General features: G+C 71.6%; 19 protein-coding genes and 4 tRNA genes. 20 read left to right on the top strand and 3 right to left on the bottom strand.

Translation table 11 applies throughout. The features are described 5' to 3' along the window. Window positions 1-229: 229 nt before the first annotated feature. The gene (locus D458_RS0119310) at window positions 230-727 is read right to left on the bottom strand and encodes a YajQ family cyclic di-GMP-binding protein (protein ID WP_017588399.1); all 498 of its coding nucleotides are present in this window, start codon (window positions 725-727) and stop codon (window positions 230-232) included. A 223-nt stretch (window positions 728-950) separates the two neighbouring features. Between D458_RS0119310 and D458_RS0119315 the strand changes: the two genes are divergently transcribed. The 17 genes from D458_RS0119315 to D458_RS0119395 all read left to right on the top strand — a co-directional run bounded on the left by D458_RS0119315 (window position 951) and on the right by D458_RS0119395 (window position 16,785). Next, a tRNA-Tyr gene (locus D458_RS0119315) sits at window positions 951-1,032 on the top strand. Between the two features lie 397 nt (window positions 1,033-1,429). Then, complete coding sequence (locus D458_RS0119320) at window positions 1,430-1,675, top strand: hypothetical protein (protein WP_017578673.1); 246 nt, start codon at window positions 1,430-1,432, stop codon at window positions 1,673-1,675. Between the two features lie 56 nt (window positions 1,676-1,731). Continuing rightward, entirely contained in the window at window positions 1,732-1,983 is a 252-nt protein-coding gene (locus tag D458_RS0119325; protein ID WP_017588400.1) for a hypothetical protein, read from the top strand. A 12-nt stretch (window positions 1,984-1,995) separates the two neighbouring features. Continuing rightward, entirely contained in the window at window positions 1,996-2,241 is a 246-nt protein-coding gene (locus tag D458_RS0119330; protein WP_017588401.1) for a hypothetical protein, read from the top strand. A gap of 11 nt (window positions 2,242-2,252) precedes the next feature. Further along, window positions 2,253-2,576 carry a hypothetical protein gene (locus D458_RS0119335; protein ID WP_017588402.1) on the top strand — a complete coding sequence of 108 codons (324 nt, stop codon included), beginning with the start codon at window positions 2,253-2,255 and terminating at the stop codon, window positions 2,574-2,576. 130 nt (window positions 2,577-2,706) lie between these two features. Next, window positions 2,707-3,258, top strand: a complete 552-nt coding sequence (locus D458_RS0119340) for a hypothetical protein (protein WP_017588403.1) — start codon at window positions 2,707-2,709, stop codon at window positions 3,256-3,258. Between the two features lie 221 nt (window positions 3,259-3,479). Then, entirely contained in the window at window positions 3,480-4,598 is a 1,119-nt protein-coding gene (locus D458_RS0119345; protein ID WP_026119479.1) for a DUF2397 family protein, read from the top strand. Then, entirely contained in the window at window positions 4,598-5,986 is a 1,389-nt protein-coding gene (locus D458_RS0119350) for a TIGR02678 family protein (RefSeq protein WP_026119480.1), read from the top strand. The genes D458_RS0119345 and D458_RS0119350 overlap by 1 nt, the downstream gene beginning before the upstream one ends. Continuing rightward, window positions 5,940-10,685, top strand: coding sequence for an SbcC/MukB-like Walker B domain-containing protein (locus D458_RS0119355; protein ID WP_017588405.1), 4,746 nt, complete (start codon window positions 5,940-5,942; stop codon window positions 10,683-10,685). The genes D458_RS0119350 and D458_RS0119355 overlap by 47 nt, the downstream gene beginning before the upstream one ends. Before the next feature lie 153 nt (window positions 10,686-10,838). Further along, a complete protein-coding gene (locus D458_RS0119360) occupies window positions 10,839-12,944 on the top strand; it encodes an ATP-binding protein (RefSeq protein ID WP_017588406.1) in 2,106 nt (701 codons plus the stop codon). A 265-nt stretch (window positions 12,945-13,209) separates the two neighbouring features. Next, window positions 13,210-13,285, top strand: a tRNA-Thr gene (locus tag D458_RS0119365). Between the two features lie 101 nt (window positions 13,286-13,386). Next, window positions 13,387-13,462, top strand: a tRNA-Met gene (locus D458_RS0119370). Between the two features lie 101 nt (window positions 13,463-13,563). Further along, entirely contained in the window at window positions 13,564-13,728 is a 165-nt protein-coding gene (gene rpmG, locus D458_RS0119375) for a 50S ribosomal protein L33 (protein WP_026117477.1), read from the top strand. 115 nt (window positions 13,729-13,843) lie between these two features. Beyond that, window positions 13,844-14,287 carry a MaoC family dehydratase N-terminal domain-containing protein gene (locus D458_RS0119380; RefSeq protein WP_017588407.1) on the top strand — a complete coding sequence of 148 codons (444 nt, stop codon included), beginning with the start codon at window positions 13,844-13,846 and terminating at the stop codon, window positions 14,285-14,287. Window positions 14,288-14,304: 17 nt separating this feature from the next. Then, window positions 14,305-14,733 (top strand): MaoC family dehydratase, encoded by a 429-nt coding sequence (locus tag D458_RS0119385; protein ID WP_017588408.1) that lies wholly within the window; start codon window positions 14,305-14,307, stop codon window positions 14,731-14,733. A gap of 55 nt (window positions 14,734-14,788) precedes the next feature. Then, window positions 14,789-15,865, top strand: a complete 1,077-nt coding sequence (locus D458_RS0119390; protein ID WP_193374632.1) for a UDP-N-acetylmuramate dehydrogenase — start codon at window positions 14,789-14,791, stop codon at window positions 15,863-15,865. 326 nt (window positions 15,866-16,191) lie between these two features. Beyond that, complete coding sequence (locus tag D458_RS0119395) at window positions 16,192-16,785, top strand: TMEM165/GDT1 family protein (RefSeq protein WP_026119481.1); 594 nt, start codon at window positions 16,192-16,194, stop codon at window positions 16,783-16,785. 70 nt (window positions 16,786-16,855) lie between these two features. On the opposite strand, the gene D458_RS0119400 is transcribed toward D458_RS0119395, so the two are convergent. Together D458_RS0119400 and D458_RS0119405 are read right to left on the bottom strand one after the other, a co-directional pair. After that, window positions 16,856-17,905, bottom strand: coding sequence for an adenosine deaminase (locus tag D458_RS0119400; protein WP_017588411.1), 1,050 nt, complete (start codon window positions 17,903-17,905; stop codon window positions 16,856-16,858). 114 nt (window positions 17,906-18,019) lie between these two features. Further along, complete coding sequence (locus D458_RS0119405; RefSeq protein WP_017588412.1) at window positions 18,020-19,228, bottom strand: pyridoxal phosphate-dependent aminotransferase; 1,209 nt, start codon at window positions 19,226-19,228, stop codon at window positions 18,020-18,022. 225 nt (window positions 19,229-19,453) lie between these two features. Between D458_RS0119405 and D458_RS0119410 the strand changes: the two genes are divergently transcribed. From D458_RS0119410 to nusG, 3 genes are all read left to right on the top strand, one after another. Next, window positions 19,454-19,526, top strand: a tRNA-Trp gene (locus tag D458_RS0119410). 103 nt (window positions 19,527-19,629) lie between these two features. Then, the gene (secE, locus tag D458_RS0119415; protein ID WP_017588413.1) at window positions 19,630-19,884 is read left to right on the top strand and encodes a preprotein translocase subunit SecE; all 255 of its coding nucleotides are present in this window, start codon (window positions 19,630-19,632) and stop codon (window positions 19,882-19,884) included. Between the two features lie 222 nt (window positions 19,885-20,106). Further along, the gene (nusG, locus tag D458_RS0119420) at window positions 20,107-20,928 is read left to right on the top strand and encodes a transcription termination/antitermination protein NusG (RefSeq protein WP_017588414.1); all 822 of its coding nucleotides are present in this window, start codon (window positions 20,107-20,109) and stop codon (window positions 20,926-20,928) included. The last annotated feature ends 262 nt before the right edge of the window (window positions 20,929-21,190 follow it).

Below are 21,190 nucleotides of genomic sequence, written 5' to 3' on the forward strand. Positions count from 1 at the left end.
CGACGGCCGCCGACCCCGCGGGGGAGGGCGGCCGTTCGGCGTCTAGGGCCTGTTTTTCTGGATGCTTTCGCTCGTGTCGGCGGAGCCGACATCGATGCGAGCGGCCGTCCAGGCAATCTCTCGCAAGACGATGAGCGAAGGTCAGCCCGGGTCTGGCTGTCCGAGCTTCATCGGCGCAGCGAGAGGCAGCCTGGTGGTCGCGAGCGCGGAATGATCCAAAAAACAGGGCCTAGCGGTAGTTCACGAACTGCAGCGCCAGGTCGTAGTCCTGCTCCTTGATGAGGTTCATGACGCCCTGGAGGTCGTCCTTCTTCTTGGAGCTGACCCGCAGCTCGTCGCCCTGGATCTGCGCCTTGACCCCCTTGGGACCCTCGTCCCGGATGAGCTTGGAGATCTTCTTGGCGTCCTCGGAGGTGATGCCCTCCTTGAGGCTGATCGGCAGGCGGTACTCCTTGCCGGAGATCTTCGCCTCCTCCGCCGCGTCGAGGATCTTCAGGGAGAGCTTGCGCTTGACGAGCTTCTCCTTGAACACCTCCAGAGCGGCGGCGGCGCGCTCCTCGGAGCCGCTCTTGATCTCGATGCCGTCCTCGCCCTGCCAGGCGATGGTGGTCCCGGTGCCCTTGAAGTCGAACCGCTGGGACAGCTCCTTGCCCGTCTGGTTCAGCGCGTTGTCGACCTCCTGCCGGTCGAGCTTGGACACCACGTCGAAACTGGATTCGGCGGCCACGTACTCTCACACCCCGCTACATCTCATGGATCACGTGCGCCCGAGGGCGCCCGTGTGCGTCTCGTCCGGCCCGGTCCGGGCCGGGTTGAGAGCTTAGCCGCGGCGCGCCCGCCTCCGCTGGCTGAGCCCGCCGGGGGCGCGCCCGGGGAACCGATTTCAGGTTCAGGGCCAACATCCGCTATTGTCGTTCATGCGCAGCGACGCACAGCGTCGCCGCAGCCCAGGCAGGTTGCCCGAGCGGCCAATGGGAGCGGACTGTAAATCCGTCGGCTTAGCCTTCGAAGGTTCGAATCCTTCACCTGCCACATCAGGGGAACGAAGCCCCCGGCACCACACGGTGCCGGGGGCTTCGTCGTGTCCGGGGGCATCCGCCCCGATCATCACCCTTCGTAGTGGCAGTTGCGGAGGGTGAGGGGATTCGGGTGGTTGCGAGATGATCACGCTCCGAACACGTTGATGTCACTCCGGGTGATCTTCGAGGAGCGTCGGGGCGGCCGGTCGTGCTGAAAAATCATCGCATTGTCCTATTTGATTTGTGGGGCGAAAGGAATGCCTCCGGCAATCTGGACAAATTGTGCCCCGAGTTTCGGCGTTGACAAAAACTGAGGGCCGGATGATGATTGCACCAGTCCACCGCGACACAGGTGCAAAAGCGCCTGCGTCTTTTTCTGTCAATGCCTCGATTGATTTCCCGGGGGAAACATGATCAAGAAGCTGACCGCTGCTGGCCTGGTCGCTGGTGCCGCGATGGGCGCGCTCCTCATGGGGGCTCCCGCTCACGCCTCGCACGGCGGTGACCAGCAGTTCAACCAGAACCTCCAGCTCGTCCCGGTGCAGTCCTGCAACCTGACGGGCAGCGTTGGCCTGGTTGCCGTCACCGTGCCGATCCTGTCGCCGCAGACCACGGGCGACTGCGTGAACGGCCCCGTCGGCACCAACATCAGCTAGTTCCGGCAATTAGCTCTACCGAGACGATATCTCAAACTTTTTCGAAGGGTAATTCAATGCTGCGTAAGCTCGGTGTTGCCGGCCTCGTTGCTGGTGCTGCTTTCTCTGCCGTTCTGGCCGCCACCCCGGCCTCCGCCTCTGGCTCCCACGGTGGCGACCAGCAGTACAACCAGAACCTGCAGGCCATCCCGGTCCAGCTGTGCAACACCAGCGCGGCCGTGGGCCTGGTCGGTGTCAACGTGCCGATCCTGTCGCCGCAGACCACCGGTGACTGCGTCAACGGTCCCATCAGCACCAACATCGACTAGGAGAACCCCAACATGCGCAAGTTCACCGCAGCCACCGCCATTGCCGGTGTCGCCCTCGGCGCCCTGCTCGCCGCGGCTCCCGCGTCCGCCTCCCACGGTGGCGACCAGCAGTACAACCAGAACCTGCAGGCCGTCCCGGTCCAGCTGTGCAACACCGAGCTGGCCGTCGGGCTGCTCGCCGGTGTCAACGTGCCGATCCTGTCGCCGCAGACCACGGGCGACTGCATCAACGGCCCGGTCAGCACCAACATCGACTAGGAGAACCGCAGATGCTGCGCAAGTTCACCGCCGCCACGGCGATCGCCGGTGTCGCCCTCGGTGCGATGCTCGCGGCCGCTCCGGCCTCCGCGTCGCACGGTGGCGACCAGCAGTTCAACCAGAACCTGCAGCTGGTGCCGATCCAGTTGTGCAACACCGAGCTGGCTGTGGGCCTGGTGGGCGCCAACGTGCCGATCCTGTCGCCGCAGACCACCGGTGACTGCGTCAACGGTCCGGCCGGTACGAACATCAGCCACGACCGCGGTGACCACGGCCACGGCGGTCACGGTGACCACGACCGCGCCGGTCACGGCGACCACGGGCACGGCTACTGATCACCTGAGGGTGGTCGACGGGGTCCTCGGACTCCGGTGACGGAACAGAGCGGGTCGGAGGCCCCCCGGCGTGTGCCGGGGGGCCTCCTCTGTGTTCACGGCCATGACGGTCGCGACCTGAGGAGGGCAAATGAACCTGGAGGGCCGGATGAATCCGGGAAACCGGTGGAAGCGCACACTCCTGGCCGGGGCGGCCCTGGCCCTGGCGGTCTCGGCCTGCGGGCAGGCCGACGATCCCGAGGAGGACCGTGCCCCGGCCGGGGAGGAGGCCCCGAAGGCGGAGGGCTCCCCCGGAGGAGGCGGCGCCGAGGGTGGGACGGAGGCCGGAGACGAGGTCCACGTCCTCAACATGTACGGCGACGAGGAGGGCTTCGACGACCAGCGTCCGACGGACTACGTCGCCAACGAGTTCACGACCTTCTCCGACATGGAGTGGGACCAGTGGGACGGGACGCGCGCGCTGGGCGAGGGCGAGGTCCTGGGCACCTGGTGCATGGACCAGGGCTGCCAGGACGACCCCTACGACGTGGAGATCGAGCTCGGGGACCCGGTCGAGGCGAACGGCACCCGGTACTTCTCCACGTACACGGTCACCGAGTACGACGACGACATGCCGCAGGAGCAGCGGGACGCGCTGGAGCAGGCCGACGGCGGACAGCTCAACACCCCCGCGGCCGAGTGACCCCGTTCCCCGGCGCCGGACGGCAGGCGCCGGGACACACGTGAACGCGGCCGGGGCGGGGCGAACGTGAGCTTCGACTCCGCAGCTCTTCTCGGAATCCTTGCAAAGTTCAGAAATCACCTGAAACCGCTGGTCAGGGCGGGCATTGGATCGGCTTGAACGGGGCCGGAGGGTGCCGAACCGGGCGTGGCGAGCCCCGGAGGTCTCTAGTCTGCTGAGTTGTGGGACTCAACCAGTGGGCGGACAACCGCGCGGACGAAGGACAGGACACCGGCGACCGGCCGGTGCCACGGCACGGCCGTGCCGCTCTGCTGCGGCTGGCCGCCTGGTTCGAGGAGTCCGGACCCGACAGGGCCGACGCGCTCGCCACCGCCGCCTTCGCCCTGCACCCCGCCCGCCACCTGGAAGGCCGGGTCGACGACAGCGTCGCGGCGACCACCAGCTGGTGGCAGTCCGAGCCCGACCGCAGCACTGTCACCGAGCACCCCGGCACCCGTCTGCCCGAACCCGTGCGCGACCACCGCGCCCAGCAGGCCCGGCTGCGGGACGCCGCCGAGTCCTCCGCGCACTGGCGCCGGGCCGGCGCGGAACAGGTCCGGTCCCTGCTCACCGAACCCACCGGCGACCGCGCCCGCCTGGACCTGTCCGGGGCCGGCATGGAGGTGCTCATGGAGCTCCTCACCGCCGCGCTCGGGTCGGGCGACGCCACCCGCCGCCCCACGTCCGCGGGCGACCTGGAGTTCGGCCTGCGCCTGCACGTCCACGCGGCGCCCGGAGCCGAGGTCACGGTCCGCGGTGAGGGCGGGGACCTGACGCTGGAGGGACTGCGCCTGTGCGTGACCTCCTACGAGCAGCACACCGCGCCCCGGCCCATGGCGGCCCCGGGGGTCGCGGCCCGCTCCGCCCTCGACTCCACCCGGCCCGTGACGGCTCCGCCACCTGCGGCCGATCCCGAACCCGTGTCCGATCCCGTGGCTGATCCCGAACCCGTGTCCGATGCCGGATCCGTGGCCGGCCCCGGTCCGGTCCCCGACACCGCGGCCGGTTCCACGGCACCCGCCGCCCCCGCCTCCCGCACGGCGGACGCGGACGGGGGCGGGTCCCACGCGGAACCCTCCTCACCGCGCTCCGAACCCCCGTCCTCCGACGAGCCCGGCGCTCCGGCGAGCCCTCCGCCCGCCGGTCCGCCGGTCAGCACCGCCGACGCCCCGGACGCTCCGGACGCCCCTGTCGCCGACCCCGCTCCCACCGATAGCCTCCCCGGACCGGACCCCGACGTGGAGACCACCGGACCCATCGACATCGCGAAGCACACGCCCTGGACGCGGAGGTGGGGGTGATGGAGACCAACGCCCACATGGAGGACGCCGCCCTCATCGGTGAGCGGCAGGCCGCCGCGCGCGCCCTCATGTCCCGGCCCCTGCTCACCCGGCGGACCCACCCGGCCGAGTTCTCCCTCGTGCGCTCGCACGCGGAGTGGCTGATCCAGCGCTTCCAGCGGGTCCTCGGCTACCGGCTCACCGTGGCCGACGACCACGCCCGCCTGGTCAAGCGCGGTCTGGTCGACGAGGTGGTCCTTCCCACCACCCGCTCCACCGGTGCCCGATTCACCCCCCGGACCCACACCTACCTCGCACTCGCGCTCGCGGTCCTGGTCGAGCAGACCGGACCCACCACGGTCCGCTCCCTCGCCGTCCGGGTCCGCGCCGCCGCACGCGAGGCCGGGGTCGACGCCGACCCCGCGCGCGGCCTCGGTGAACGCCGCGCCTTCTGTGCGGCCCTGCAGTACCTGGTCGGCCTCGGCGCGCTCGCCGAGACCTCCGGGAGCGTCCGGGCCCACCAGGCGGACGCCGCCGTGGACGCCGGCCTCGCACCGGACACCGAGGCCCTGCGCTCGGTGACCGCACACCTGCCCAAGGCGGGCGACGACCCCGTCTCCTTCCTCGCCGACGCCGCCGACACGGACCCCGAGAGCGACCAGGCGGGCGAGGTCGCCCTGCGCCGCCTGCTCGCCGAGACCGCCGTCGTCTACCGGGAACAGCTCCCGGACCGCCAGCGCGACCGCCTGGCGGCCCACCAGTGGCGGGCCGCCGCGGCGCTCGGGAACCTGCTCGGCTGCGACACCGAGATCCGCGCCGAGGGTGTGGCGCTCGTCATGCCGGACGAGGCCGCGGCGACCCCGCGCTTCCCCTCGGACGACCCCGTCGGACACACGGCCCTGGCCCTGGTCCGGCACCTCTCCGGCCGCCTGCACCCCGGCCGCCCCGCCACCTCCGTCCCCGTCCCCGACCAGGAACTCCTTGCGGCACTGGAGGTCCTCGGCGGCGCCGACGCACCGATCCGGTCCGAGTGGGCGCGTACCGCGGGTCCCGAGCTCCCGGCCCCGGACCGGCTGTCCGGTCTCGTGCTGGAGCTCCTCACCGGCCTCGGCCTGCTCACGGGAGGGCCCGGAACGTGGGCGCTCACCGCTGCGGCGGCCAGGTTCGGCGCCGACGTGGACGATCGCGTCCCCCGTATCCAGGACAATGACGAAGACAGCCGGACACACCCCACGCAACCGCGTGGTTCCGGTCACGGCGAGCCCGAGGACGAGGCCGACCCCCAGGCCGATCCCCGCGGCGACCTCGACCGGGTGGCGTCCGTGCTGCAAGCGGTGGCGAACGAGAAGGTGAGCGCGACCAGTGGTGACACAGGAGACGAGCGAGGCCCCCGGGACGGCTCCGGCTGATCCTGCCGACACCCCCCGTTACCGCCTCGAGCGCGCGGGCATCCGGAACGTCTGGCAGTACGACGACCACGTCCTGGACTTCGCCGAAGGGCGGCTTCTGCTGCGCGGCCGCAACGGCGCCGGCAAGTCCAAGGCGCTGGAGATGCTGCTCCCCTTCCTGCTGGACGGGGACGTCCGACGCCTGGACACCACCGGGACCAACCGGACCAGCCTGCGCTGGCTCATGGCCGACGACCCCCGTGCCTCCCAGGGCCCCGACGAGGGGGGTACCGGCCCCGACCTGCTGGGCGGCCCCGCCGAACCCGAACCCGCGTCCGACGACGGCGCGGACTCCCCGGATCCCTCGGACGCCTCCGGCGCCGTCACCCGGCTGGGCTACCTGTGGGTCGAGTTCACCACCGCCCGCGGCGACCGCGGCCTGGACTCCGCCGGGCCGAACCAGGGCACCCGCACCCACACCGGCCCCAACACCGCCTCGGCTCTGCTCGCCGCCTCCGCCCCCGACACCACACGGCCCCCCACGGGCCTCGCGCCCGCGGCCCCCGGTTCGGCCGCCTCCCTCCTGGCCGCCCCCGAGGACGCGGACACCCCCGCCACCGGCATCCCCGTCGTCGGTTCCCCCGGCGCGGGCACGGACACCGGCACCCCGGAGGACGCCTCCGACGAGGACGGCGCACCGCCCCGGCACCTCACCCTCGGCGCCGCCGTCATGGCCGTGGGCGACGCCGACCCCCGCTGCGTGTTCTTCGTGACCGACCGCCGCGTCGGCCACGACCTCGAACTGGTCACCGAGGGCCGACCCAAACCCGTGGACCGGCTCCGCTCGGAGATCGGCTCCGACAACTGCTTCACCAGCGCCGTCCCCTACCGCGCCCGAGTGATGCGGGACCTGTTCGGGATCGACGACTCCGTCCGCTACCGCAACCTCATCCACCTGCTCTACCGCCTGCGCCGCCCCACCATCGGCGACCGCCTCGAAGCCGGCGAGCTGGTCAGCGTCCTGTCCGAGGCCCTCCCGCCCATGGACGAGTCCGTCCTGGACGAGGTCGCCCGCAACATCGCCGACCTCGAACAGGCCCGCACCGACAAGAACGAGCTCACCGAGGCCGGGGCCGGGGTCACCGCCTTCCTCGCCGACTACCACGGCTACCTCCTGCACACCCTGCGCGCCCGCGCCGCCGAGGTCCGCGAACAGCTCGACTCGTGCACCCGCCGCACCGAGGAGACCGACCGCCTGCGCGCCGAGCTGGACGAGCTCATCACCGCGGAGAGCCAGATCGCCGAGGAGCGCGACCAGGCCCGCCGCACCCGCGACACCGCCAACGCCGACGACGGCACCCTCGCCGCCGCGCAGAACAACGCGGCCACCGCCACCACCAACGAGCGCCGCGCCTACGACGCGGCCGTCGGCGCCTACATCCGCGCGGCGGAGGCCGCCTGGGCCGCGGCCGAACACGCCGCGGCCACCGAGACCCACGCGGTGGAACGCCTCGGCGAGGACACCGCCGCCATCGAGCGCGCCCTGGAGGTCCTCCGGCAGACCCATCTGGAGGCCTCCCGCGCCGCGACCGCCGCCGGACTCGACCCACAGGCGCTCGGCCAGGTGCCCGACGCCCGCACCGCCGTCCACGCGCCCCGGGAGAACACCACCCGGGTCGACCTCCAAGGGTTGGAACAGGCGGTGGAGCGCGCCCCGGTCAACGGCATCGACCTCACCGACCTGCGTGAACACCTCGGCCGCCTGCACGACCGGCTCACCTCCGCGGGCAACGCCGCGGCCGACCGCACCGACCTCGCCACCCGGCTGACCGGACTCACCACCGCCGAGGCGGCCGCCGACCGCCGCCTGGTCGCGCTGACCAGCGAGGCCGAGAGCGCCGAGGCCGCGCTGGAGCACACCCACACCCGCGAGCAGGAGGCCATCGCCGCCCTGCGCACCGAGAGCGCCACCTACGCCGACGGCGTCCGTGACTGGGCGGCCGCCCTGCGCGACTCCAGCCACGCCCACGCCCTCGGCGAGGCCATCCACGAGCTGGAGGGCAGCGTCGAACTGCCCATCACCGACGCCCTGCGCGTCCTGGACCCCGAGGTCCCGGCCACCGTCGCCCGCCTCGCCCACACCGCGGTCGACCCGCTCCTGGAGGAGCTGCGCGCCCGGCGCGACGTCGCCGTCAACGAGGAGGGCCAGCTCGCCGACGAGCTCGCCGACCTCGCCGCCCGCCGCGCCAAGAACGCCGACAGCGCACCCGAACGCCCCGGCTGGGCCACCTACCCGCGCCCGGACGGCGACGGCGTCCCCTTCCACCTGGCCGTCGACTTCGCGGACGGCCTCACCTCCCGGGAACAGGCCGGACTGGAGGCGGCGCTGGAGGCCAGCGGGCTGCTCTCCAGCTGGATCCGCGCCGACGGCACCCTCTACGACCCCACCACCCGCGACCTCGTGGTCACCCCGGGCCGCCCGGCCAAGGGCCGCACCCTCCTCGACGTCCTCGTCCCCGTGGCACTCCCCGACCGGGGCGTGCAGAGCGACAACCTGCGCGCCCTGCTGGCCTCCGTCGCCCTGCGCTCGGAGGCCCCCGGAACCGCCGAGGACACCGAGGCCAAACACCGCCGCGACGGCTCCGTGGCCACCGTCAGCTCCATGTCGCTCTCCGGCGGCTGGCGCCTGGGCGTGGCCTCGGGCGCCCACTACAAGAGCGAACCCGAGTTCATCGGAGAGGCCGCACGCAAACGCGCCCGCGACCGCCAGTCCGCCAACACCGACCGCCGGATGGCCATCGCCGAGGCGCTCCTGGCCGAGGCGGGGGAGCGCCGCTGGGCGGTCGAACACTCCTACTCCGAGCTGCTGGAGGTCTCCCGCGACCTCCCCGAAGCCGCTCCGCTCATCCGCGCCTGGGCCGTGCTCGACGTCGCCCGGGACGACGTGGCCGCGGCCCGCCGCGCACACGAGACCGCCCAGTCCGCCGCCGAGGCCGCGCGCGCCGAGCTCCTCGGCATCCGCTCCCGCCTCTCCGAAGCCGCCGAGGGCGCGGCCCTGCCCACCACCCGCGCCGAACTCGACAGCGCCCTGCGCGCCCTGGACCACCTGCGGGTCCTCATCGCCTCGGCCCTGCGCGACCTCGACGTCCTCGCCTGGGAGCTCGCCGACCACGACCGCCACGTGGCCGCCTGGTCCCGCACCCGCGCCGCCCGCGTCCTGGCCGAGGACGCCCGCGCCGCCGCGATCGACGACATGATCACCGTGCGCCGCCAGTTCGAGCTCGGCGACCGCGCCCGGGGCGTGGCGGACGAGCAGATCGACGCCGCCCGCGAGCAGGTCCGGGCCCGCGCCGAGGAGGCCGCCCAGCGCCTCCCCGAACTCGAACGCGACGCCCAGAGCGCCCGCGACGAACGCGTCAGCGCCGAGGCCCGCCTCGACGTCGCCACCGCCGAACGCGCCGAACAGGTCCGCCGCGCCCTGGCGGCGGGGGAGGCCCTGGTCTCCGCGGTCACCACCGTCGGCGACCCCGACAGCAGGAACGTCACCGGCACCGAGGACACCGTCCCCGACGCCGTCCTGCTCGGCGCCGCCGGGCTGGGGGACTGCGCCTCCGAGGACGCGCCCCTGGCCCGCTACCTGGAGGCCGTCAACGGGGGACCGGAGGCCGAGCCCTCCGGCCCGGACGAGCGCCTGGCCCTCCTGGCCTCCTTCGTCGGGCAGCTGGAGGAAGGGCTGGCCGGACAGGGGGACGTCGCCGACGTCGACGACAGCGCCATCCTCGGCAGCCGCGAGGAGCTGCACCGCCTGCTCACCTCGGTGGGCTGGTCCCAGACCCGCACCGAGCTCACCGAGCCGCGCGGCGTCAAGCGCCTCACCGTGCACGACGAGGACGGCGCCCACGACGTCACCGCCTACGCCGAACGCGTCGCGCAGGCGGTCACCCGCGCCGAGGAGACCGTCGCCATCGCCGAGGAGGAGGCCTTCGAACGCCACCTCCTCGGCGAGCTCGCCGGCCACCTGTCCCACCAGATCGACGAGGCCCGCGGCCTCATCGCGACCATGAACGACGTCCTCAAGGACGTCACCACCTCGGCCGGGCTCGGCGTACGCCTGGACTGGAGCCTGGCGCCCGACGCCGGGGCCGACATCGAGGCGGTCGTCCCGCTGCTGGCCACCCCGGCCGAGGAGCGCACCCGCGTCCAGACCACCCGGCTGCGCGACGCCCTGCGCCGCTGCATCGAGGCGATCCGTCGCCTGGACCCGACCGCCACCGGCGGCGCCCAGCTGCGCGCCGCCCTCGACTACCGCTCCTGGTTCACCTTCACCGTCTACGTCACCGACTCCGCCGGGGACGAGCGCCGCCTGGGCCACCGCACCGCCCTCAGCCAGGGCGAACAGCGCGTGGTCGCCTACCTGGTGCTGTTCGCCGCGGCCGCCGCGCAGTTCGACGCCCTGGCCGTGCGGGCCCCGTGGGCGCCGCGCCTCATCCTGCTGGACGACGCCTTCGCCAAGGTCGACGAACCCACGCACGGGCGCCTGCTCGGCCTGCTGGTCGAACTCGACCTGGACTTCGTCCTCACCTCGGAACGCGTCTGGGGCTGCTTCGCGAGCGTGCCGAGCCTGAACATCTACGAGTGCCTGCGCGATCCCAACGTCCCGGGCATCGCCACGCTGCACTTCACCTGGGACGGCAGCCGGAGGAGGCTCGTCGGGGTGTGATCCCCGGGCGGCCCGGGCCACTTCCGGCGGGGCGGGAAACCCCGGCCCCTCCGGGCCCGGACGGGTTCCGGGTGCGTGCCGGTACACACATCACCAGCGCGCTTCCTCCCGTCCTGTCCTACTCTGCTGGTGAAGGCTTGCGAACGGAGCGGGGTGGCGAAGGTGACTCGGGGACCCGAGGCGAACACACGCGCAGGACGGGACGGCCACGAGGCCGCGCCCCAGGCCGACGACCCCACCACCAAGGCCCTCCTCGACGCCTTGGCGCGCTCGGGGCTGCCCGAGGGGGTGAGGGTCTGGATCAGCGCCGCCCTGTGGGGCGAGGACGCGCTCGAGGCCCTCCTGAGGGGCGAGCACGTCCCCGAGGCCCTCCCCGCCGGGCCGTCGGAGCCCCCGCCGGGGCGGGTGCGCCGGGCCTACCTCACGGGCATCCGCGTCCAGGGCTTCCGCGGCATCGGGCGCCCGGCCGACCTCACCTTCGCCCCCGGCCCGGGCCTGACCGTGATCGTCGGCCGCAACGGCTCCGGCAAGTCCAGCTTCGCGGAGGCCGCCGAGGCCGCCCTGACCGGCCGCAACCCCCGCTGGGACGCCATGCCCACCGGCTGGCGCGACGGCTGGCGCAACCTGCACTACGACGAGCGCACCGAGGCGACCGTCGACATCCACATCGCCGGGGACAGCGGACCCACCCGGATCAGCCGCCGCTGGACCGGGGAGAGCGTCCGCTCCGCACGCGGCGAGGTCGTGCACCCCGACGGCGAGGTGTCCCCCCTGCGCACCCTCGACTGGGGCGAGAACCTCGTCCGCTACCGGCCCTTCCTGTCCTACGACGAACTCGGCCGCACGGTGACCGGTCGCGCCGCGGAGCTCTACGACACCCTCACGGCCCTGCTCGGGCTCACCGGCCTGGCCGAGGCCGAACGCCGCCTGGCCAAGGTCTGCGACGGCCTGGTCCGGCGCCGCGACCGCCCCTCCCGGGAGCTGCGCCCCCTCATGGAGGCCCTCAACGCCTCCGGCGACCCCCGGGCCGCGCAGGCCGTGAACCTCCTCTCCGCGCCCTCCATGGACCTGGAGGCCCTGCGCCGCGTCGCCGCCGACGACGGCCCCAGCGACCCGGCCCTGCACGTGGTCCTGCGCCGTCTGCGCCGCCTGGCCGTCCCCGAGCGCACGATCATCGCCGACGTGGTCAACGAACTGCGCGGCGCCGCCATGGAACTGGCGATGGCCGCCGGGAGCAAGGGCGACCACGCGCACGGCGTGGTCCAGCTCCTCGAACAGGCGCTGGAGCACCACAAGCGCCATCCCACCGAGACCACCTGCCCCACCTGCTCGGCCACCGGTGCCCTCGGTGCCGACTGGGTGCGCCGGGCCAACGCCCAGCTCCGCGCGCTCCGCCCCCAGGCCGCCGGCGCCTCGGCCGCCTACGACCGCGCCGAGGCCGCCCGCGACCAGGCCCGCTTCCTGCTCTCCCCGGCGCCGTCCTGGCTGCCGCCGGAGAGCGAGCTCGGCCAGGTGTGGGCGCTGTGGGAGTCCGGTGCGACCATCGAGGACCTCGGGGAGCTGGCCGAGCACATCGAGACGGTGGGACGCAAGCTCCGGGCCGCGGCGGTCAGCGCCCGCAGGGACGCCTCCGAGCGCCTGGAGGACCCCACGGACGGCTGGTCCGACCTCGCGGACCGCCTCTCCGGCTGGTTGGACGACGCCCAGGGCGCCGTCGCCGCCAGTGAGACCCTGAGCGCCGCCGAGACGGCCCTGAACTGGCTGGCGGAGTACGCGCGCGGGGTCCGGGCGGAGCGGTTGGGCCCGGTGGCCGGTCAGGCCGAACAGGTGTGGTTCCGGCTGCGCCAGGAACGCCACATCGACCTCCAGGGCATGCGGCTGATCGGCCGCGGCGCCCGCAGGAGGGTCGAGGTGGACGTGTCCGTGGACGGTGTGGCCGACCAGACCAGCGCCCCCGGACTGCTCAGCCAGGGGGAGTTCCAGGCCCTGGCGCTGTCCATCTGCCTGCCGCGCACGCTGGTGGAGGGCAACCCGTTCGGCTTCCTGCTGCTCGACGACCCGGTCCAGGCGATGGACACCGAGACGGTCGAGGGGCTGGCCTCCGTCCTGGCCGAGGTGGGGCGGCACCGGCAGCTGATCGTGTTCACCCACGACACCCGCCTGTCGGACGCCCTGCGCCGGCTGGGCCTGCCCGCGGACATCCGCACGATCAACCGCGACGCGATGTCCAACGTCTGGCTGGCCGAAGGGGCCTCCTGAGGCCCTCTGAGGAGAGTGCACGGCGTCACATCCGGCCTCTTCCCGGGCTGTTCCGGGGAGGCCGGGAAAGCTCGGAAACCCCGCTCCCAGCGGGGTTTCCGCGTGTCCGGAGGGGTGCGGGGGAGGGTGCCGGGAGCGCCGCCCGAAGCCCTTCGGGAGGGGGTCGGGCATTCGATTTGGCAGACCACCCCCTGATCCCTGTATAGTCATGTTCAGCGCAAGGGGGCAACACCCCCGGGGCGGACGAAAGAAAGCCCCACAGCGCGCCCCTTTAGCTCAGTCGGCAGAGCGTCTCCATGGTAAGGAGAAGGTCTACGGTTCGATTCCGTAAAGGGGCTCCACCACTTGATGAGGTTCCGGTCCACTCAGGTGGGTGGCCGGTGGAACATCACCGGCCTGGGCCGGGAGTGTTCCGTACTGGATCGACTCCCGTCTGATCCGGGGCGGGGTAGCTCAGTCGGTAGAGCAAGCGGCTCATAATCGCTGTGTCGTCGGTTCAAGTCCGGCCCCCGCTACCAACCCGCTGACCCCTGAGCCTCAATACTCAGGGGTCGTCGTGGGTCTCCAGCAGTTTTCAACTGCGCCTAGGTAATGTCTCCAGCGAGAAAGGCACTCCGAAGTGGCTGCCACAGACGTGAGGCCGAAGATCACCCTGGCCTGCCAGGAGTGCAATCACCGGAACTACATCACGCGCAAGAACCGTCGGAACACCCCCGACCGTCTCACGATCAAGAAGTTCTGCCCGAACTGCCGCAAGCACAACGACCACCGCGAGACCCGCTAGGTTCTCGAAGGTCCGTTGTCCCAGGCAGGGAGCGGTCAGCTTCTCGTAGACTCCAGCCCGGTGAGCACATCGCTCACCGGGCTTTTGTTGTTGCCCAGCACAGGAGAGACAGAGCGTGGCGATCAACCCTGACTACCTCGGCCGGGAGTACCCCGCCCCCGAGGCCTACGAGGTGACCCGCGGCAAGATCCGCGAGTTCGCCGAGGCGATCAACGACCTCAACCCCGTCTACCTCGACAGGGCCTCCGCCAAGGCCCTCGGGTACACCGACGTCATCGCCCCGCCGACCTTCCCCGTGATCCTGGGCATGGCCGGCTCGGCGCTGGCCCTGGCCGACCCCGACCTCGGGGTGGACTTCTCCCGGGTCGTCCACGGCGACCAGAGCTTCCACTACAGCCGCCCGCTCCGCGCGGGCGACGTCCTGAGCACGGTCACCCGCATCACCGACATCAAGGCGCTGGGCGGCAACGAGCTCATCACCCTGGAGACGGTGGCCGAGGCGGCCGACGGCGAGCACGTGGTGACGGCGGGCATGATGCTCGTCGTCCGGGGTTCCTAGGAAGCGGGGAAGAGCAGATGAGCAGGATCAGCCACGCCGACGTCGAGGTCGGCACCCAGATCCCCGAGCAGACCTTCCCGGTCCGCCGCCTGGACCTGGTCCGCTATGCGGGCGCCTCGGGTGACTTCAACCCGATCCACTGGAACGAGCGCTTCGCCAAGTCCGTCGGGCTGCCCGACGTGATCGCGCACGGCATGTTCACCATGGCCGAGGCCGGCCGGGTCGTCACGGACTGGACCGGGGACCCCGGCAGCGTCGTCGACTACTCGGTGCGCTTCTCCGCCCCCGTGGTGGTCCCGGACGACGACGAGGGCGCGGAGATCACCGTCGGCGGCAAGGTCAAGGCCAAGCACGACGACGGGACCGTCACCGTGCTGCTGACCGCCCGCTCCGGCGGGGCCAAGGTCCTCGCCAAGGCCTCCGCCGTCGTCCGCCTGGCCCAGTAGCCGGCCGGGCCGCACCCACCACCCCGCACCCGCGTTCGCTCCCTTCACCAGAGGTATGCCCGTGTCCACGATGCTCGCCGACCACACCACCCTCGGCCTGGGCGGTCCCGCCAAGGCCTTCCGGACCGCCGTCTCCACCGAGGAGCTCGTCCGGCTCGTCACCGAGGCCGACCGCTCCGAGGAGCCCGTCCTCGTGCTCGGCGGCGGCAGCAACCTGGTCGTCGCCGACGACGGGTTCCCCGGCACCGTGGTCCTCGTGGCCTCCCAGGGCGTCACCACGACCGGGGGCGGCACCGACCCGGAGACCGGCGAGGAGATCGTCCTCCTGAGGGCGGACGCGGGTGTGGAGTGGGATCCGCTGGTCGAGCGGACCGTCGCCGAAGGGCTCAACGGCGTCGAGTTCCTCTCCGGCATCCCCGGCCGGGTGGGCTCCACCCCCATCCAGAACGTGGGCGCCTACGGCCAGGACGTCAGCCAGACCGTCCGTGAGGTGCTGGTCCTGGACCGCACCACCGGCGAGCTGGTCACGATGACCAACGCCGACTGCGGGTTCACCTACCGCGACAGCGTCTTCAAGGGCCACGACCGTTACGTGGTGTGCGAGGTCGTCTTCGAGCTGCGCCGGAGCGGGCTCAGCCGCCCGGTCCGCTACGCCGAGGTCGCCCGCACCATGGGAGTGGAAGCGGGCGAGCGGGTCCCCCTAGCCCGGGCCCGCGAAGTGGTCCTGGGGCTGCGCAGGGGCAAGGGCATGGTCCTGGACCCCGCCGACCCCGACACCCGCAGCGCCGGTTCGTTCTTCACCAACCCGGTCCTGGCGCCGGAGGAGTACGCGGCCTTCCACGAGCGCGCCGTTGAGCGACTGGGCGCCGGCACCGAGGTCCCCGGCCACCCCGACGCCGACGGCAACGTGAAGCTCTCCGCCGCCTGGCTGATCGACCGGGCCGGGTTCACCAAGGGCTACGGCGACGGCCCCGCACGCATCTCGGGCAAGCACACCCTCGCCCTGACCAATCCCGGTGGCGCGACCACCGCCGACCTGCTCGACCTGGCCCGGGAAGTACGCGCCGGGGTCGAGGAGGCCTTCGGCGTGCGCCTGGTCAACGAGCCCGTGATGCTCGGCGTGAGCCTCTGACATCCCATCAGGGACAACACGCCAAAGAATCGAGTTAGGCGCTCCTAACTCCTTTTTCAGGCCAACCTGATAAATCAATTCGCCAGAGCGACAAATTGCAATGCAAAATGGTTCTGGTAATGTCGTGGGCGTCGAAGGGGAGTAGTCCCCAATCTGCGCGGTCGACATACTGGACCACCGTCCCGGCCGCGTGAGCCCAGTTCAGGGTCCCCGTTCAAGGGCCTGGACCACACGGGCGGACGAGACCTTTGACCCGGTAGGAATCGACCGGGTTGAAGGGGCGTCCCCGCCTCCTTCTGCCCATCACGGACAGCAGGAGCAAGTACATGTCAGCATTTCTGGTCGCGCTCGGCGTGAGCAGCCTCGCCATCTTCGTCGCCGAAATGGGTGACAAGACCCAGCTCGTCGCGATGTCCCTGGCGACCCGGTACCGCGCCCTCACCGTCATCCTCGGCATCACCGTCGCCACCGCCGTGGTGCACCTGGGCAGCGTGTTCGTCGCCGAGGTCCTCGGCGCCGCACTTCCCACCGACTGGCTCACTCTGGCCGCCGGTGTCGCCTTCCTGATCTTCGGCGCCTGGACGCTGCGCGGCGACGAGATGAGCGACAAGGACGAGGAGCGCGCCGCCTCCCGCCGCATCCGCTCGGGGTTCATGACGGTGTTCGTGGTCTTCCTCGTGGCGGAGCTCGGCGACAAGACCATGCTCGCCACGATCACGGTCGGCACCCAGTACCACTGGCTCCCGGTGTGGATCGGCTCCACCGTCGGCATGGTCGCCGCCGACGCGATCGCCATCGCCATCGGCGCGGTCCTCGGCAAGAAGCTCCCCGAACGGGCCATCCAGATCGGTGCAGCCGTGCTGTTCTTCGTCGCCGGCGCCGCCATGCTCGCCCAGGGCGCCTGGATGCTCCTCCGCTGACGGAGCCCTTCATCCCGGAGGCCCCCGCCCCCGGAGCCCCGGCCGCGGAGTCCCCGCTGCCGGGGCCCGGTCAGTCCGCCACGGGTTCGGGGTCGCCGGCCAGCCAGGCGTCCACCCCCGAGATCAGGTCCTTCTTCAGGGAGTCCGGGGCCCCCGCGCCGCGGATGGACATCTTCGCCAGGTCCGCCAGCTCGGCATCGGTGAACCCGAAGACCTCGCGGGCGATCCGGTACTGCTCCACGAGGCGGGGGCCGAAGAGCAGGGGGTCGTCGGTGCCCAGGGCGATGGGCGCGCCGGCCTGGTAGAGCCTGCGCAGCGGCACGCGGTCGAGTTCCTCGAACACCCCGAGGCTCACGTTGGAGGTCGGGCAGACCTCCAGGGTCACCTCCTGGGTGGCGATCCGCTCCAGGAGGTAGGGGTCCTCGACGGCGCGCACGCCGTGGCCGATGCGGTCGGCGTCGAGTTCGTCCAGGCACTCGCGCACGCTGCGGGGACCGTTGAGCTCACCGCCGTGCGGCGTGGAGAGCAGCCCGGCGCGTTTGGCGATGCGGAAGGCCGCCTCGAACTCGCGGGCGCGGCCCCGCCGCTCGTCGTTGTTCAGGCCGAACGAGACCACGCCCCTGCCCGCGTACTGCCGGGCCAGGCGTGCGAGGGCCCGGGCGTCGAGGGGGTGCCGGGTGCGGTTGGCCGCGACCATCAGGCCGATGGACACCCCGGTGTCCCGTTCGGCGGCGCGGGCGGCGTCCAGGATCAGCTCCAGGGTCGCGGTGAGCCCGTCGAAGAGCGCCGCGTACCCGCTGGGGTCGACCTGGATCTCCAGCCACGCGGAACCGGCCGCCTTCTCGTCCTCGGCGGCCTCGCGCAGCAGGCGGTAGATGTCCTCCGGCCTGCGCAGGACGGAGCGGGCGATGTCGTAGAGGCGCTGGAAGCGGAACCAGCCCCGTTCGTCGGTGGCCCGGAGCTTGGGCGGCCACTCCTTGACCAGGGCCTGGGGCAGGTGCACTCCGCGCTCCTCGGCGAGCTCCACCAGGGTGTCGTGGCGCATCGAGCCGGTGAAGTGCAGATGAAGGTGTGCTTTGGGCAGCCGGTCCAGTCGGCGAGCGGTGGTCGGTGTCTCCATGAACCAAGCCTGCCGTATGAAGGGCACCGGCCGTGCCAGGAATGGTCAACACCACAGAAACACGGACGCGCCCCGTGATCCGGGGCGCGTCCGCCGTGAGCGTCGGGGGAGCGGCTACCTGGCCTCGGCCAGCAGCTTCTGGATGCGGCTCACGCCCTCGGCGAGGTCCTCGTCGCTGAGCGCGTAGGACAGACGCAGGTATCCGGGGGTACCGAAGGCCTCACCGGGCACCACGGCCACCTCGGCCTCCTCGAGGATGATCTCGGCGAGCTCGGCGGAGGTCTGCGGGCTCCTGCCGCGGATCTCCTTGCCGAGGACGCCCTTGACCGACGGGTAGGCGTAGAACGCGCCCTCGGGGACGGGGCAGACGACACCGTCGATCTCGTTGAGCATCCGCACGACGGTCCGGCGGCGGCGGTCGAAGGCCTTCTTCATCTCCTCGACGGCGGTGAGATCGCCGGAGACGGCGGCCAGTGCGGCGGCCTGCGAGACGTTGGCGACGTTGGAGGTGGCGTGCGACTGGAGGTTGCCCGCCGCCTTGACGACGTCCTTCGGGCCGATGATCCACCCCACGCGCCAGCCGGTCATCGCGTACGTCTTGGCGACGCCGTTGACGACGACGGTGCGGTCGGCGATCGAGGGGACCTCGACGGGCAGCGAGGAGAACTCGGCGTCGCCGTACACCAGGTGCTCGTAGATCTCGTCCGTCAGCACCCACAGGCCGTGCTCGTCGGCCCACCGGCCGATGGCGCGGACCTGCTCGCGCGGGTAGACGGCGCCGGTCGGGTTCGACGGGGAGACGAAGACCAGGACCTTGGTGCGCTCGGTGCGCGCGGCCTCGAGCTGCTCGACACCCGCCATGTAGCCCGTGCTCTCGTCGGTGACGACGAAGACCGGGACACCGCCGGCGAGCTTGATCGACTCGGGGTAGGTGGTCCAGTACGGGGCGATGACGATGACCTCGTCACCCGGGTCCAGCATGGCGGCGAAGGCCTCGTAGATGGCCTGCTTGCCGCCGTTGGTCACCAGGATCTGGGCGGGCTCGACCTCGTAGCCGGAGTCACGCCGGGTCTTCTCCGCGATGGCCTTCTTCAGCTCGGGAAGGCCGCCGGCGGGGGTGTAGCGGTGGAAGCGGGGCTCACGGGCGGCGGCCACGGCCGCGTCCACGATGTAGTCCGGGGTCGGGAAGTCCGGTTCTCCCGCGCCGAAGCCGATGACGGGGCGGCCCTCCGCCTTCATGGCCTTGGCCTTGGCGTCCACCGCCAGCGTGGCGGACTCGGAGATGGCGCTGATACGTGCAGAGACACGGGGTCGGTCAGTCATGTTTCCCATGGTGTCACGTGCCCCTTTGCGATGCCGGGGGGAAGTCACTTCCCCCGGCGGGGAAGGTCACCCGCCGACGGGCGGGAACGGGTCATCCGGTTTGGACGCAGCGGTGGAGAGGGCATACACTCGTCCGCGTCGGCCGGTCGTTATACGGGCGTCACACCCCCGAGGGTGTGCGACAGCACTCCGGACCGGCTATGGTGGGGAACGCAGTTTCCGCTAAGGGCAGTGGCTCAATTGGCAGAGCACCGGTCTCCAAAACCGGCGGTTGGGGGTTCGAGTCCCTCCTGCCCTGCAAGTCCGCACGCGGTTCCGGGGTGGCGATCAGTCGCCACCCCGACCGCGAGCGCAACGGAACTACGGGGATACGAAGCAGCCCGCGACCCTAAGGACCCCAGGTGACTCAGACTGACGCCGACGCGAAGCCCGACAAGGAGCCGAAGCGTCGTACCGGTCCGGTGACGTTCACCAAGCAGGTCGTCGGAGAACTTCGCAAGGTTCGCTGGCCCACGCGCAAGGAACTCGTCACCTACACCATCGTCGTGTTGGTGTTCGTCGTGATCGTCCTCGCCTACGTCTCCGTTCTCGACTTCGCCTTCGGCGAGGCCGTGACCTGGCTCTACAGCAACTTCGGCCGTCCCGCCGGCGTCTAGCCCGCGTTCCGGCGCCCCTCGGGGGCGCCGCCCGACGGCGGTCGTGTCCGCCCTCCGAGTCTTCCGACCGGACTCCCGCTCGGCCTCTGCCCGGTCCCGTTCGTCCGCGCGTTGGTCCCGCTTCGCCCGGAGAGACCGTAAGCTGGCAGAACTGGGTTCGACGCACGGCCTGTTCGGTGTGCGTCGTGCGCATCAGCGAATCCGACGAGAGAAAGAGCAGCCGTGTCCGAGTCCCCACTGACCTCTGACGACTTCCCCGAAGAGGAGCCGGATCAGTCGTCGGCGGAAGAGACCGGCCTGGCGGGCGAGCTGTCCGAGGAAACGGTCGAACCGACCGACGCCGACAGCCCGGAGCCGGCCGAAGAGGCCGACGAGAGCACCGAGGAAGCCGAAGAGACCGAAGAGGTCGAAGAGGCTGACGCGGAGCCCGAGCTGCCCCGTCTCGACCCCGTCGAGGAATTCAAGAACGAACTCGTCCTGCTGCCCGGCGACTGGTACGTCGTGCACACCTACGCAGGCTACGAGAAGCGGGTCAAGGCCAACGTCGAGAGCCGTACCCAGTCCCTCAACATGGAGGAGTACATCTTCCAGGTCGAGGTGCCCGAGCACGAGGTCACCGAGGTCAAGAGCGGCAAGCGCCAGCAGGTCACCGAGAAGGTCCTGCCCGGTTACGTCCTCGTCCGCATGGACCTGACCGACGAGTCCTGGTCGGCCATCCGCAACACCCCCGGTGTGACCGGTTTCGTGGGCCTGTCCAACAAGCCCGCCCCGCTGAGCCTCACCGAGGTGGCCAAGCTTCTGGCTCCCGAGCCGGAGGAGGAGCCGGAGCAGGCCCAGCAGGCCAAGGGTTCGGGCGGCGAGGTCCGCTCGGACGTGGCCTACGAGGTCGGCGAGTCCGTCACGGTCATGGAGGGTCCGTTCGCGACCCTGCCCGCCACCGTCAGCGAGATCAACGCCGACACCCAGAAGCTCAAGGTGCTGGTGTCGATCTTCGGGCGCGAGACCCCGGTCGAGCTCTCCTTCAACCAGGTCGCCAAGATCTGACCCTTGTGGGGCCTTCCCCACAAACCCGCCCGGACCACTGTCCGGGCGACGTAGACTTGGTAGGTCCGTCCCTCGCGGGGCGGACCTACTGTCGCGTGTCCCTCCCGGGTGGAAACCCGGGTGGAACGCGCTCCGGCCCGTCCGGTCCCGACGGGCCGTGACCCCGTGCTCCCGCACGGGACAGCCTCCTTCGGCAACGGTTCCGCCGTGGTCCCCGTGACCCGCGGCGCCGAGGGGGAGGCAGGGGCCGGCACACAACGCA

The organism is Nocardiopsis ganjiahuensis DSM 45031 (genome assembly GCF_000341085.1).
In the GTDB taxonomy this organism is placed as follows: domain Bacteria; phylum Actinomycetota; class Actinomycetes; order Streptosporangiales; family Streptosporangiaceae; genus Nocardiopsis; species Nocardiopsis ganjiahuensis.